Raw genomic sequence first — 13,665 nt, forward strand, 5'->3', positions numbered from 1 at the left:
AAAAACAGCGAGAGGCTACGCCTGTCAGCTCGCCGTTTCGAACCGGCAGGTGGCGTCGAAGACCTCCGCGCAGCCCGTCACGGCCGCCGGCAGCCGTCCGGCCGGCACCGGCCGGGAGAAGTAGAAGCCCTGCGCGGTGTCGCACCCGGTGGCCTGCAGCGCGTGGACCTGGGCGGCCTGCTCCACGCCCTCGGCGACGACCCCGAGGCCGAAGCTGCGGGCCGCGCCGACGACGAGCCGGACGAGCTCGACCGTGCGCGGGTCGTCGGAGTCGACGAAGCTGCGGTCGATCTTCAGCACGTCCACCGGGACGCGGGACAGCTGCCCGAAGGAGGTGTAGCCCGTTCCGAAGTCGTCGATGGCCACCCGCACGCCGATGGCCCGCAGCTCCTCCAGGCGGGACCAGGCGCCGGCGTCCTCGACCATGACGGTCTCGGTGATCTCCAGCGTGAGCCGGTCGGGGGCGGTGCCCGCGACGGCGAGCGCCGTGCGGACGTCGTCCACCAGCCGCGGCGAGCGCAGGTGCCGGCCGGAGACGTTGACCGCCACCCGCAGCCCGGCGCAGGGACCGCCGGCCGCGTCGAAGGCGGCCAGTTGCGCCAGCGAGGTGCGCAGGGCCCACCGGCCCAGGTCGCAGATGAGGTCCGAGCTCTCCGCGACGGGGATGAACCGGCCCGGGGGGACCAGCCCCTCGCCGGGCTTCTCCCAGCGCACGAGCGCCTCGACGCTGCGGACGCGGCCCGTGGCCAGGTCGGTGACCGGCTGGTAGTGCAGGACCAGTTCGTCGTTCGCCAGGGCGTGCCGCAGCCCGTCCTCGACGGCGGCCTGCGCGGCCAGCGCGGCGCGCAGCGCGTCGTCGTAGACCTCCACACGGCCTCGCCCGCCGAGGTGGCCCGCGTCGTCGCCGCCGGTGCGCCCGGCCTTGGCGCGGTGGGCGGCGGTCTGCGCCTCCTGCAGCAGCCGGTCGGCGTCGACGCCGACCCGCGGGTCGGTGTCGTCGGCCGGGGGGTGGCTGACCGCGATCCCCACGCTGGCGCCGACGACGGCCCGGGTCTCGGTGGACCCGGGCAGCGCGATGGGAGCCGAGACGGTCTCGACGAGCGTCTGCCCGAACTCCACGAGGTTGCGCTCGTCCTGGACGTGCTCGACGAGGACGACGAACTCGTCGCCCCCCAGGCGCGCGACCACGTCGACGGTCCGCACGCGTTCACGCAGGCGCTGCGCGACGGCCTGCAGCACGGCGTCACCGGCGCCGTGGCCCAGGGTGTCGTTGACGGTCTTGAACTGGTCGAGGTCGAGGAACAGCAGCCCGACGCGCTCGCCCGTGCGGCGGGCGCGGCGCAGGGCCCGGTCGACCTGGGCCAGGGCCTCGGCGCGGTTGGGCAGGGTGGTCAGGGCGTCGTGCGTGGCCTGGTGGGCCAGGTCCTCCTGCAGCCGTTCGCGGTCGCGCATCGCGCTGATGATCTGCAGGACCGACGCGTGCACGACGCGGCCGAGGGGGCCGCCGAGCGGGCGGCGCAGGATGTCGTCCTGCAGGTTCCCGTCGGCGACGGCCTGGGCCTGGGCCTGGACGGTGCGCAGGCTGGCGACGGCCGCGCCGAGGCCGCGGGCCACGGTCCGGGTCTCCGGCGGTCCCTCGATCCGCACGTCGATGAGCTCACCGCGGCTGATGGCGCCGGCCGCCTCGGCCAGCCGGGCCAGCGGGGCTCCGATGGAGCGGCTGGTGACCAGGGTCGCGCCGACGGACAGCAGGAGCAGGACGCCGGTGGCCAGGGCGTACTCGACGAGGTCGGCGTGGGCGGCGCCGCGGTAGGCCTCGGCGGCGGCGACCGCCTGGTGGGCGGCGGTGTCCAGGACGGCGCGCAGGGCGTCGTCGCGGCCCACGACGGAGGAGCTGAGCGTGAACAGGACCTGCGAGGTCGGCCCTGCGGGGGCACCACCGCCGACGGCCGTGGCCAGGGTCGTGTCGACGGTGCGCGTGTCCGGGTCGGCCAGGGCGGCCGTCCAGGCGGAGCGGACCACGGCCTGCCGCGCGGTGGAGACGTCCTCGGAGGCGAGCCTGAACCCGGCCCAGCTGCGCAGGAACAGCTGCTGCGCGGCGTCCTCGGTGCCGGCCGGGGCCGCGAGGTAGCCGAGGTAGTAGGGCACCTCCTCGCCGGCCAGCGTGGTGGCGCGGGCGGCGAGCCGCAGGTCGGCGACGGCGTCCTGCAGGTCCTCGTCGGCGCCCTCGGTGGCGGCGGTGGCCAGGTGCGCGTCGACGGCGTCGCTCAGCTGGGAGACGAGGTAGCGGTACTTGTCGAAGAGCATCCGGTTGCTGGTCTCGCGGGCGCTGGCGGTCCGGCCGGCGTCGCGGGAGGCGCGGACGGCGGTCAGGCGCTCGACGGCCGCCTCGACCTGCGGGCCCACGAGTTCCTCGGTGCCCGGGACGTCCGTGGCCCGCAGCACGGCGTCGTCGGTGCGGGCGACGGCCTGGTCGTACAGCTCCTGCAGGTCGGCGGCCAGGTCGCTGCCGTCCGCGGTGCCTGCGCCGGGGGCTTCGGCGGCCGTGAGGTCGAGCAGTTCGACGCCGGAGACCAGGGGGATCGCCTCCTCGGCGATCCGGGCGCGCAGCGCGTCGAGCGCGACGGCGGCGCGGACCTCGCGGACGGCGTCCTCGGCGGCCCGGGCGCGCTCGAACCGCTGGCTGACGAGGATCGAGGCGAAGGCGGTGAACCCGATGAGGGGGACCAGCACGAGCACGAGCAGGCGGGCGCGCAGGCTGATCGCGCGTCGCACGTGCTGTTCGGGGAGGTCCGCCACCCGTTGTGGATCGGTACGCGGAGCGTCGATCCTGAGCGTCCGTCCGCGGGACGTCCGCGGTGACCTCCGCGCGGTCGGTGGCGCCGGGCCGGTGGTGGCGCCGGCGAGGCGACCGCGGCCGACCCGCACCCGTTTGTGTCCTGGGCAGGAACCCGACACACTCATCGCTCGGCTGGATTCTTCTAGAAGTTGTGCTGATGAGTTTCCCGAGGGGAGGTGTTCGGTGCAGCACGAGCCAGGGCCCGACCTCGCCCACGTGGTGATGTCTGCGGCCGTCGGCATGGCCGTGACCGACCTGCGGGGTCGGGTCGTGCGCGTCAACGACGCCTTCGCCCGCCTGCTGCACGTCCGCGGCCAGGACCTGCTGGGCCGCGAACTCGGGGGGCTGCTCCGCGCGGTCGGCGGCGCCGAGGGCGCCGTCGACCTCGAGGGCGTGGTCGAGGAACTGCTCGCCGGGACGCCGACCGTCACGGCCGAACTGCTCGTGCGCCGGGCCGACGGCACCGCCCTGCGGGGCCAGGCCGTGTGCTCGCTGGCCCGTTCCGCACCGCCGGAACTGCACGACGGGGGGCGCGGGGGCGGTTCCCCGGTCGTCCTGGTCCAGCTCGTCGACGCCGACCAGCGCGGCCGCGGGCGCGGCAGCGACCACGACCCGCTGACCCGGCTGCGCAGCCGGTCCGGGGTGGTGGCCGACCTGACGAACCGGCTGGCGTCGCGCTCCGGTCTGCTGGGGGTGCTCGCCGTCGACCTGGACCGCTTCCGGGTGGTCAACGAGAGCTACGACCACGCGGTGGGCGACCAGGTGCTCGTGGGGATCGCCCGCCGGCTGCTGGCCGGGGTCCGCGGTGGGGACAGCGTGGCCCGGCTCGGCGACGACGAGTTCCTCGTGGTCCTGGACGGGCTGACCGACGGCGAGGAGGCCGCCGACGTGGCCCGCCGGCTCACCCGCAGCCTGGCCGCGCCGCTGTCGGTGGACACCGAGGACGGGCCCCAGGAGCTGCGTCGCTCGGTCAGCACCGGCCTCGTCGTCGTCGACCTGCAGGCCCCTCCGGCGGTGGGCGCCGGATCCAGCCCGCAGGTGGGCCGGGGCACGACGCCGCCGCTGGACGCGGCGACGCTGCTGCGCGACGCCAACACCGCCCTGGACGCCGCCAAGGCGGCCGGCGGCGGGTGCTGCCGGCTGTTCACCGACGCCATGCGCGAACGGGCCGTCCGCCGGCTGACCCTGGAGAACGACCTGCGCCGGGCGCTCGAGCGCGGTGAGCTGCGCGTGCACTACCAGCCCGTCGTCAGCCTGCGGGACGGTCACCGCACGGGTTTCGAGGCGCTCGTGCGGTGGGCCCACCCCAGCCGGGGTCTGCTGCTGCCGGGGCAGTTCCTCGACGTCGCCGAGGACTGCGGTCTGGTCACCGCCATCGACGCCGTCGTCCTGGAGGAGGCGCTGGAGTTCCTCGCCCGCCACCCCGAGGTGCGGGTGGCCGTCAACACCTCCGCCCGGCGCCTCGACGGCACCTTCGCGGCCTCGGTCGCGCGCGGCCTGCGGCGGCGCGGACTGGACCCCTCGCTGCTGGCCGTCGAACTGCTGGAGACGTCCCTGGTCTCGGGGGACGCGGTGACCGAGCAGGAGCTGCGCGACCTGCACGAGCTCGGCGTCGCCGTCCTGCTCGACGACTTCGGCACCGGGTACTCGGCGTTGTCCTACCTGCGCCGTCTTCCCGTCAGCGGGCTCAAGCTCGACCGCTCGTTCGTCGCGGACCTTCCCGAGGACACCAGTTCGGACCGGATCGCCGCCGCCGTCGTGAGCCTGGCCGGCAGCTTCGAGCTGTCCTCGACCTGCGAGGGGGTGGAGACCCCGGCGCAGGCCGCCCACGTGCGCGCGCAGGGGTGGCAGCACGCCCAGGGCTTCCACTTCGGGGTTCCCGCCCCGGAGGAGCGCTGGTTCCCGCGCACCTGCGCCCCGGCCGGGAGCGTGCGCGTCTCCGCCTGATCCCTCCCGGTCCGGGACCCACCCGGCCGCTGTGGACCGATGACCCCGACGCTGCCACGATGAGACGGGTCCGGACCGTGGCACCGCCGTGGGAGGCCGTCGTGAGCGCCGCCGAGGTTCAGAACGAGTCCCCGCCCGAACTCAAACGCGTCATCGGGCCCAAGCTGCTGCTGCTCTTCATCGTCGGGGACATCCTCGGCACCGGTGTGTACGCGCTGACCGGTCAGGTCGCCGGCGAGGTCGGCGGCGCGGCCTGGCTGCCGTTCCTGGTCGCGTTCGCCGTGGCCACCGTCACCGCCTTCTCGTACATGGAACTGGTGACGAAGTACCCGCAGGCGGCCGGTGCGGCGCTGTACGTGCACAAGGCCTTCGGCGTGCACTTCCTCACCTTCCTGGTCTGCTTCGTCGTCATGTGCTCGGGGATCACCTCGGCCTCGGCCGCCTCCCGCGCCTTCGCGGCCAACCTCGTCGAGGGGTTCGGCCTCGGGCTCGGCAACGTGGGGGTCCTGCTCATCGCGATGGGTTTCATCCTGCTGGTGATGGCGGTGAACTTCCGCGGCGTCAGCGAGAGCGTGAAGCTCAACGTGGTCCTCACGCTGGTGGAGCTCACGGGTCTGCTGACGGTGATCCTGCTGGGTCTCTACGCGATCTTCGGCGGTGAGGCGGACTTCTCCCGGGTCGTGCTGTTCGAGACGCCCGAGGACAAGAACGTGCTGCTGGCGGTGAGCACGGCGACGTCGCTGGCGTTCTTCGCGATGGTGGGTTTCGAGGACTCGGTGAACATGGCCGAGGAGACGAAGGACCCCACCCGGATCTTCCCCCGCACCATGCTCACGGGGTTGTCGATCACGGCCGTCATCTACGTGCTGGTCTCGATCTGCGCGGTGGCCGTCGTGCCGGTGGGGGTGCTGCGGGAGAGCGAGACCCCGCTCGTGGAGGTGGCCCAGACCGCCGCCCCGGGTTTCCCGATGTCGGACCTGCTGCCGTTCATCTCGATGTTCGCCGTCGCGAACTCGGCCCTCATCAACATGATGATGGCCAGCCGGTTGCTGTACGGCATGAGCAGGCAGCGGGTGCTGCCGCCGTTCCTGTCGGCCGTGCACCCGTTCCGCCGCACGCCGTGGGTCTCGATCCTGCTGACGACGGCCATCGCCCTCGCGCTCATCTCCTACGTCTCGCTGGCCCCGGACTCGCCCGTGGTGGCGATCCTCGGCGGCACCACGTCGCTGCTGCTGCTCACCGTGTTCTGCGTCGTGAACGTCAGCGTGCTGGTGCTGCGTCGGGACCGCGTGCCGCAGCGGCACTTCCACGCCGGACCGGTCCTGCCCGTGGTCGGCGCCGTGGCCTGCGCGTACCTGGTGCTGCCGTGGACGTCCGGCCGCGATCCCGAGCAGTACCGGATCGCGGGGATCCTCGTGGCGCTCGGCGTCGTGCTGTGGGGGATCACCTACGTGTGGAAGCGGCGCAGCACGCAGCAGGTCGACGTCCGTCGCTGAGCCGCCGGGCGGCCCCTCGACGGGAGCCCGGTGGCCCGGGCGGACCGTCAGCCGGGTGGGGTTCCGCAGGAGTGCCCGGTGAGCAGGTCGGCCAGCACGTCGGCCAGGGCGACCGACCCGAGCTCGGCGTCCTCGTCGGTGCAGAACTCCTCCGGCGAGTGCGACACACCGGTCGGGTTGCGGGTGAACAGCATGGCCGTCGGAACCCGCTCGGCCAGCACCCCGGCGTCGTGCCCGGCGCCGGTCGGCAGGTTCGGAACCCCGCCCAGTGCCGTGGTGAGCCGCCGCGCCAGCGCCGGGTCGAAGTCGACCGTGGGGCTGAGCGACTCCTCACGCACCTGCACCGTGCAGCCCTCGTCGGCGGCCAGCTCCTGGGCGCGGCGGGAGATCTCGGCGACGACGGCCGCGGTGACCGCGTCGTGCGGGTGGCGCACGTCCAGCCACAGGTCCACGCGGGAGGCGATGACGTTCGTCCCGCCGGGCACCGGCTGGAACCGGCCGACGGTGGCCCGCGTCCCGGGGTGGGCCGCGGCGACCTCGCGGACGGCGACCACCAGCCGCGAGGCCGCCAGCAGCGGATCGCGCCGGTCGGCCAGCAGCGTCGTGCCGGCGTGGTTGCCCTGGCCGTGCACGGAGAACCTCCAGCGGCCGTGCCCGAGGATCGAGGACGCCACCGCGACGGGGGCGTCGAGGTCGACCAGCCCGCGGCCCTGCTCGACGTGCAGTTCGACGAAGGTGCCGATCCGCGCCAGCGTCTCGTCGTCGCGACCGAAACCGGCCGGGTCCAGCCCGGCGGCGCGGGCGACGTCGGCGAAGGTGTTCCCCTCCGGATCGGTCAGACCCAGCGCGCGCTCGGCGGAGATCGCCCCGGTCAGCAGCCGCGACCCCAGGCAGGCCACCCCGAACCGGGAGCCCTCCTCCTCGGGGAACACCGCCAGGCCCAGGGGCCGGGCCGGCTGGATGCCGCGTTCGCGCAGCAGGTCCAGCGCACGCAGTGCCGAGGCCACCCCCAGCGGGCCGTCGAACGCACCGCCGCCGGGTACGGAGTCCAGGTGGCTGCCGGTCACCACCGCCCCGGCCGGCGGCGCACCGGTGGGGTTCCACCAGGCCCACACGATCCCGTTGCGGTCGGTCTGGGCTTCCAGCCCGCGGCGGCCGAGTTCACCGACGTACCAGTCGAGCAGTTCGCGCTCGGCGGTGGAGAACACCGGACGGGAGTACCCGCCGCGGACGGCGTCCCGCCCGGTGCCGGCGATGGCCGCGAGCAGCTTCCCGGTCGTCCCGGTCGTTCCGGTCGTCTCGTGCATCGACAACACCTCGGAGGGCTCAGGCGGACGGATCGCGTGGCGGTGCCGGTGCCGGTCCGCCGTCCGACGCGGCGGCCGCACCTCCGTACGGGGCCAGTCAACCCGGCCCGAGCCGGGGTGCACACCCGGCGGATGGACCTGGCGTCCAGGATGCTGGACAGGTCATCTCGCGGCAACGCCGGTCAGACGCCGCTGAGCGTCCGGGAGAACTGCTGGGCGAGGTCCCGCACGTCCGCGGCGTACTCCTCCGCCGGCCGGGGGCGCGTTCCAGCCACCATCGCGATCCCGATGGCCGCCACCGCGCGTCCGTCCGGCCCGACGACGGGTGCGGCCACGCACTCGATGCCCGAGGTCGTCGAACCGACCTCCACCGCGTGTCCGGCCTCGCGCACCTGGGCCAGCACCTCTCGCAACGCCTCCAGCGAGCTGATCTGCACGTCGGTGCGCCGTGGCCACTCGTACTCGGTGAACACGGCGCGGAGTTCGGCGTCGGGGAGCAGGGCCAGGATCGAGCGGCCGACGGCGGTCAGGTGCGCCGGCAGGCGCGTGCCGACGTCGGTCACCAGCCGGATCCCCGAACCCCGGGGTTCCCGCTTGTCCAGGTACAGGACGTCGGTGCCCTGCAGCACCGCCAGGTGACTGGTCTGCCCCGTGCGCGCGGTGAGGGCGGCCAGGTGGCGCTGGCCGGCGTGCTGCAGGTGACCGGTGCGCAGGTAGGCCGCGCCGATCTCCAGGGCGCTGGTGCCCAGCGACCACACGCGCAGATCCGGCCAGTACGCCACGTAGCGCCGTTCCTGCATGACGTTGAGCAGGTGGTGCGTGGTGCTCTTGGGCAGTTCCAGCGCGGCGGCGATCTCCAGCGCGGTCATCGGAGAGGCCCGGTTCCCGAGCAGGTCGAGAACGGCCATGACGCGTTCGGCGGACTTCACCTTGCTGCTGGACACGAACTCCCACCTCGCCCGACGCGTGGAAACCTGCGGAAGGTCTTCCGGAGCGGAGCGAGTTCCCCCTACTCTCTCTCCGAGCCGAGACATTAGTCTCGTATCTCAGACTCGACAAGGGTTTCTGCGCGACGCGAGGGGACGGCAGTGATGAGGGCCATGCTCCTGGACCAGGACCTCACCCTGAGGGTCGGGGACCGCCCGGACGTCGAACCCGGCCCCGGAGACGTCGTCGTGGAGGTCGCGTGGACGGGCGTCTGCGGATCGGACCTGCACGTCGTGGCCACCGGCGACTGGGTCGAGTACTGGCCCGCCACGCTGGGGCACGAGGTCGCCGGCACCGTCGTCGAGTCCCGTGCGGACGTGGCCGTCGGAACCCGGGTCGTCCTGGACTCCAGGATCCCCTGCGGGACGTGCGACGGCTGCTCCCGCGCAGCGCGCCTGTGCACCGCGATGGCCTGGCTGGGGGAGCGCATCCCCGGCGGCTACGCCGACCGGCTCACGGTGCCGGCCGCGTCGGTGCACGAGGTCCCCGCCGGCCTCGACCTCGCGGTGGCGGTCCTGGCCGAACCCGTCGCGGTCGTCGCCAGTGCCGTCGACCGGATCCGGGACGTCCCCCGCTCGGTGCTGCTGCTCGGCCACGGCCCGATCGGCGCGTTCGCCCACGCGGAGTTCTCCCGGCGCTGGCCCGGGGTTCCCGTCACGGTCGTGGAACCCCGTGCCGTCCGGGCCGAGCTCGCCCGGTCGCACGGCGCCGACACCCTGGCCGGCCTGCCCGCGGACGGCTCCTTCGACCTCGTCGTCGACGCGGCGGGGTATCCCGGCAGCCTTCCGGACGCGGTGTCCCGCACCGCCTCCGGGGGCACCACGCTGCTGGTGGCGCTGTCGAAGGAACCGGCCGGCCTGGTACCGGCCGACGTCGTGGAACGGTCGGTGACCATCACCGGCAGCGTGGGTTTCGACACCGCGCACCTGCCGCGGGCGCTGGCCGCGCTGGCGGCCGACCCCGACCGATACGCGAGCGTCGTCACCCACCGGGTTCCGCTCCAGGAGCTCCCTGAGTTCCTGACGCAGCAGCGGCACCGGACGGCCGGCAAGGTGATCGTGGAGGGCGGCCGGCCGTGAGGTACCTCGTCACCGGCGGCACCAGCGGCATCGGGCGCGCCTGCGCCGACCACCTGTCCCGCGCCGGCCACTCCGTCTGGATCACCGGCACGACCGCGCAGGGCGTGGCCGCGGTGGACGGTGTGCAGGGCGGCAGCGTCTGCGACGTCCGCGACGACTCCGCCGTCGACTCCGCCGTCGCCGAGGCCGTGGCCGGTCTGGGTGGACTGGACGGGGTCTTCGCCAACGCCGGCGTCGACGGTGCGGGCCGGCCCGCCGCCGAGCTCGACAGCGCCTCCTTCCTGGGTGTCCTCGACGTCAACACCGTGGGCGCCCACCGGGTGGCGCGGGCGGCGTACCCGCGGCTGAGCCGTCCCGGCACGATCCTCGTCAGCGCCTCGGTCAACGCCCAGCGTCCCGAGGCGGGTTTCACCGACTACAACGTCAGCAAGGCCGCCGCCGTGGCCCTCGCCCGCTCGCTCGCGGTGGAGTGGAGCGGCGAGGGGATCACGGTGCTGGCCCTGTGCCCGGGGTACTTCCCGTCCCGCATGACCAGCGCCTGGCTCGAGGACCCGGTGACGTCGGCCGAACTGCTGTCGCACATCCCCGCCGGCCGGTTCGGGGACCTGCGCGAGATCGGCGAGACCGTCGAGTTCCTGCTCGGGCCGAGCGCCCGCTTCATGACCGGTGGCGTCGTCACCCTCGACGGTGGCCGCTCGCTGTGACGTCCCCCCACCCCACCCACGGAACACCCGAGGAGTTCCCCGTGACCACCACGACCGAGAAGGCGCAGGTGCTGCGCGAGCGCGGCCGCTGGGCGGACCTGAGCGCGGACGAGCGCGACGACCTGCTCACCCGCGGCACGTCCGCGATCTTCGACCCCCAGCTGCGCGAGAGCGTGCTGGAGATCGTCGAGGACGTCCGCGCGAACGGCGACGCCGCGCTCGTCCGGGCGCTGGAGAAGTTCGACGGCTGCACCGTCGCACCGCAGGACATCAAGGTCACCGCGGCCGAGTTCGCCGCCGCCCGGGCGCAGGTCAGCGACGAACTGCTCGCCGCGATCCGCGACTCCATCGCCCACGTCCGCCGGTTCAACGAGCAGCTCGTCGCCAAGGGCGACTGGAGCTTCGAGACCGCCCCCGGCCTGACCGTGGGGGAGAAGGTCAGCCCCATCGCCAGCGCCGGTCTGTTCGTCCCCAGCGGAAAGGGTTCCTACCCCTCGGTCCTCGTCCAGATCGGCGTCCCGGCCGTCGTGGCGGGGGTTCCCGAGATCGCGGTCGTCGTCCCGCCGGTCCCCGGTTCCGGCGGCGAGGTCGACCCGGCCGTCCTGGTCGTGGCCGACGAACTCGGGCTGACGAACGTGTTCCGCGCCAACGGCCCCGCCGGCATCGCCGCGCTGGCCTTCGGCACCGAGACCGTCCCGAAGGTCCGCAAGCTGTGCGGTCCGGGCAGCCCGCCGGTCGCCTGCGCGCAGCTCGAGGTCCAGCGGTTCGGCACCGTCGGGGTCGTGCTGCTCGGACCCAGCGAGAGCCTGGTCCTGGCCGACGACTCCGCCGACCCGCGCCTGCTGGCCGCCGACCTGCTCAACGAGGCCGAGCACGGTCCCGACTCCACCAGCGTCCTGGTCACCGACAGCCCCGGACTCCTGGCCGCCACCCAGGCCGAACTGGCCCGGCAGCTGCAGGAACTGCCCGAACCCCGCCGCACCTACGCCGGCAGGGCGCTGGGGGTGAACGGTGGCGTCGTCCTGACCCGCGACATGGCCGAGGGCGCCGAGGTCGCCAACGCCTTCGCCCCCGAGCACATGCAGCTGGTCGCACGCGAGGAGGAGGCCGTCCTGGACCTCGTCGTCGACGCCGGGGAGGTCCTGCTCGGCCAGAACACGACGGTCTCGATGGCGAACTTCGTCATCGGCTGCCCGGCCTCGCTGCCCACCAGCGGCTACGCCAAGGTCTCCAGCGGCATCACCGCCGATGCGTTCCGCAAGTGGACGGCCGTCGCCAAGGCCGACCGTCCCGCGCTGGAGGCCACGGCGCAGACCGTGTTCGCGTTCTGCGACCACGAGGGTTTCCCGGCGCACGCCGCGTCCGTCCGCGCCCGGCTGGAGGCGTGAGCCCGGTGGCTGCACGGTCCGTCGCGAGCGTCGAACGCCGCTCGATCGACTTCGTCCCGCTGAACGAGCGCCACGGTTCGGTCCGCAGCCTGTTCACGCTGTGGTTCGGCGCGAACATGACCATCACCGCGATCGCCGCCGGCGCCGTCACGGTCGCCGTCGGGGTTCCGCTGCCGTGGGCGCTGCTGGCCATCGTGCTCGGCAACCTCATCGGTGCGGTGTTCATGGCGCTGCACTCGGCGCAGGGGCCGCTGCTGGGCATCCCGCAGATGATCCAGAGCCGCGCGCAGTTCGGTTTCGTCGGTGCGGTGCTGCCGCTCGTGCTCGTGCTGCTGATGTACGTGGGCTACTTCGCCAGCAGCGCCGTCCTGACCGGTCAGGCCGTGGCCAGCTGGCTCGGACTGTCCGTCGACACCAGCATCGTGCTGGCGAACGCCGTCACGGCCGTCCTGGCGATCTACGGCTACCGGTTGCTGCACGCCACCGAGAAGTGGCTGTCGCTGCTGTCCGGGATCGGTTTCCTGGTCCTGTCGGTCCAGCTGGTCCGCAACGTCGGGTTCGGCGAGTGGACGACGGCCGGGTTCTCCTGGGGACCGTTCCTGCTCGCGATGGCCGTGGCCGCGACCTGGCAGCTGACCTACGCGCCCTACGTGGCGGACTACTCGCGCTACCTGCCCGTCGACACCCCGGTCCGGGCGTCGTTCTGGTACACGTACGCCGGCACCGTGCTGGCGGCCACCTGGATGTTCGCCTTCGGGGCGGTCGCCACGGCCGCGGCCGCCGAGGCGTTCGACGGCGGCTCCGTCGACTTCATCGTCGGCCAGGCCGGCGCCGCGACGTGGGCGTTCTTCCTCATCGTCGTCGCGGGCAACATCGCGGTCAACGCGCTGAACCTCTACGGCATGTTCATGTCGGCGACCACGACCCTGACGGTGTTCTCCCGCGAGCGCGTCGGGGTGTGGCTGCGGGCCGCGATCATCCTGGTCGCCGCCGTCGTCGGCACGGCCATCGCGATCGTCGGCCGCGCGAACTTCCTGGACAACTTCACGAACTTCATCCTGCTGCTGGCGTACTTCCTCATCCCGTGGACCTCGATCAACCTGGTGGACTTCTACCTGGTCCGCAAGGAGCGGTACGTCATCGAGGACATCTTCGAACCCCACGGGCGGTACGCCGGGGTCGACTGGCGCGCCATGACGGCCTACGTCGTCGGCATCGTCCTGGAGCTGCCGTTCGTGAACTCCAGCTTCTACGTGGGCCCGTTCGTCGAACCCCTCGGCGGTGCGGACGTGTCCTGGCTGCTGGGCATCTTCCTCAGCGGTGGCCTGTACTACGTGCTCATGCGCGTGGCCCCCGTCCGCCGCGGGCACGTCGCCGTGCACGGTGACCAGCCGGTGGGGAGCGTCGCACCGTGAGGTTCTCCGAGGTCCGGGAACTCGTCCAGCTCAAGGTGCCCGAGGTCGGCCGCAGCCGGGTCCTGGGCAGGGCCCGCACGGTCGAGGACTTCCGCCGGGCCGCGCGGCGTGCGCTGCCCCGCTCGGTGTTCGACTACGTCGACGGCGGCGCCGACGAGGAGGAGAGCCTGCGCGGCAACGTCGAGGCCTTCCGCCGCTGGCGGTTCGTCCCGAACTCCCTGGTCGACGTCTCCGAACCCGACCTGACCACGACGGTCCTCGGGCGGCCCGTCGCGGCTCCGCTGGGCCTGGCCCCCACCGGGTACACGCGGATGATCTCCCCGCTGGGCGAACCGGCCGTGGGGGGGGGGGGGGGGGGGGGGGGGGGGGGGGGGGGGGGGGGGGGGGGGGGGGGCGGGGGGGGCGGGGGGGGGGGGGGGGGGGGGGGGGGGGGGGGGGGGGGGGGGGGGGGGGGGGGGGGGGGGGGGGGGGGGGCGGGGGGGGGGGGGGGGGGGGGGGGGGGG

10 protein-coding genes are annotated in these 13,665 nt (G+C 73.8%); 7 read left to right on the forward strand and 3 right to left on the reverse strand.

What is annotated here, in order from left to right:
- Positions 1–24 precede the first annotated feature (24 nt).
- Positions 25–2,799 (reverse strand): putative bifunctional diguanylate cyclase/phosphodiesterase, encoded by a 2,775-nt coding sequence (locus tag ACRYR2_RS06415; RefSeq protein WP_432561996.1) that lies wholly within the window; start codon positions 2,797–2,799, stop codon positions 25–27.
- Positions 2,800–3,022: 223 nt separating this feature from the next.
- Between ACRYR2_RS06415 and ACRYR2_RS06420 the strand changes: the two genes are divergently transcribed.
- A complete protein-coding gene (locus ACRYR2_RS06420) occupies positions 3,023–4,786 on the forward strand; it encodes a putative bifunctional diguanylate cyclase/phosphodiesterase (RefSeq protein ID WP_432561997.1) in 1,764 nt (587 codons plus the stop codon).
- A 59-nt stretch (positions 4,787–4,845) separates the two neighbouring features.
- Positions 4,846–6,282: an APC family permease gene (locus ACRYR2_RS06425; RefSeq protein WP_432561998.1), complete on the forward strand. Its 1,437-nt coding sequence runs from the start codon at positions 4,846–4,848 to the stop codon at positions 6,280–6,282.
- A gap of 47 nt (positions 6,283–6,329) precedes the next feature.
- Here the strand turns inward: ACRYR2_RS06425 and ACRYR2_RS06430 are convergent, their stop codons facing one another.
- Both ACRYR2_RS06430 and ACRYR2_RS06435 read right to left on the reverse strand, forming a co-directional pair.
- Positions 6,330–7,589: an allantoate amidohydrolase gene (locus ACRYR2_RS06430; RefSeq protein WP_432561999.1), complete on the reverse strand. Its 1,260-nt coding sequence runs from the start codon at positions 7,587–7,589 to the stop codon at positions 6,330–6,332.
- Between the two features lie 182 nt (positions 7,590–7,771).
- A complete protein-coding gene (locus ACRYR2_RS06435; RefSeq protein WP_432562000.1) occupies positions 7,772–8,533 on the reverse strand; it encodes an IclR family transcriptional regulator in 762 nt (253 codons plus the stop codon).
- A gap of 147 nt (positions 8,534–8,680) precedes the next feature.
- Between ACRYR2_RS06435 and ACRYR2_RS06440 the strand changes: the two genes are divergently transcribed.
- The 5 genes from ACRYR2_RS06440 to ACRYR2_RS06460 form a co-directional block, all read left to right on the forward strand.
- On the forward strand, positions 8,681–9,655 hold the full coding sequence (locus tag ACRYR2_RS06440) for a zinc-dependent alcohol dehydrogenase (RefSeq protein ID WP_432562001.1): 975 nt from the start codon (positions 8,681–8,683) through the stop codon (positions 9,653–9,655).
- Positions 9,652–10,359 carry an SDR family NAD(P)-dependent oxidoreductase gene (locus ACRYR2_RS06445; protein WP_432562002.1) on the forward strand — a complete coding sequence of 236 codons (708 nt, stop codon included), beginning with the start codon at positions 9,652–9,654 and terminating at the stop codon, positions 10,357–10,359. The genes ACRYR2_RS06440 and ACRYR2_RS06445 overlap by 4 nt, the downstream gene beginning before the upstream one ends.
- A gap of 41 nt (positions 10,360–10,400) precedes the next feature.
- Positions 10,401–11,747, forward strand: coding sequence for a histidinol dehydrogenase (gene hisD, locus ACRYR2_RS06450; protein ID WP_432562003.1), 1,347 nt, complete (start codon positions 10,401–10,403; stop codon positions 11,745–11,747).
- A gap of 5 nt (positions 11,748–11,752) precedes the next feature.
- The gene (locus ACRYR2_RS06455) at positions 11,753–13,162 is read left to right on the forward strand and encodes a purine-cytosine permease family protein (RefSeq protein ID WP_432562004.1); all 1,410 of its coding nucleotides are present in this window, start codon (positions 11,753–11,755) and stop codon (positions 13,160–13,162) included.
- Between the two features lie 35 nt (positions 13,163–13,197).
- Positions 13,198–13,665: alpha-hydroxy-acid oxidizing protein (locus ACRYR2_RS06460; RefSeq protein ID WP_432562016.1), on the forward strand; the 468-nt coding region annotated here is incomplete at its 3' end.

The organism is Kineococcus deserti (assembly GCF_050871945.1).
In the GTDB taxonomy this organism is placed as follows: domain Bacteria; phylum Actinomycetota; class Actinomycetes; order Actinomycetales; family Kineococcaceae; genus Kineococcus.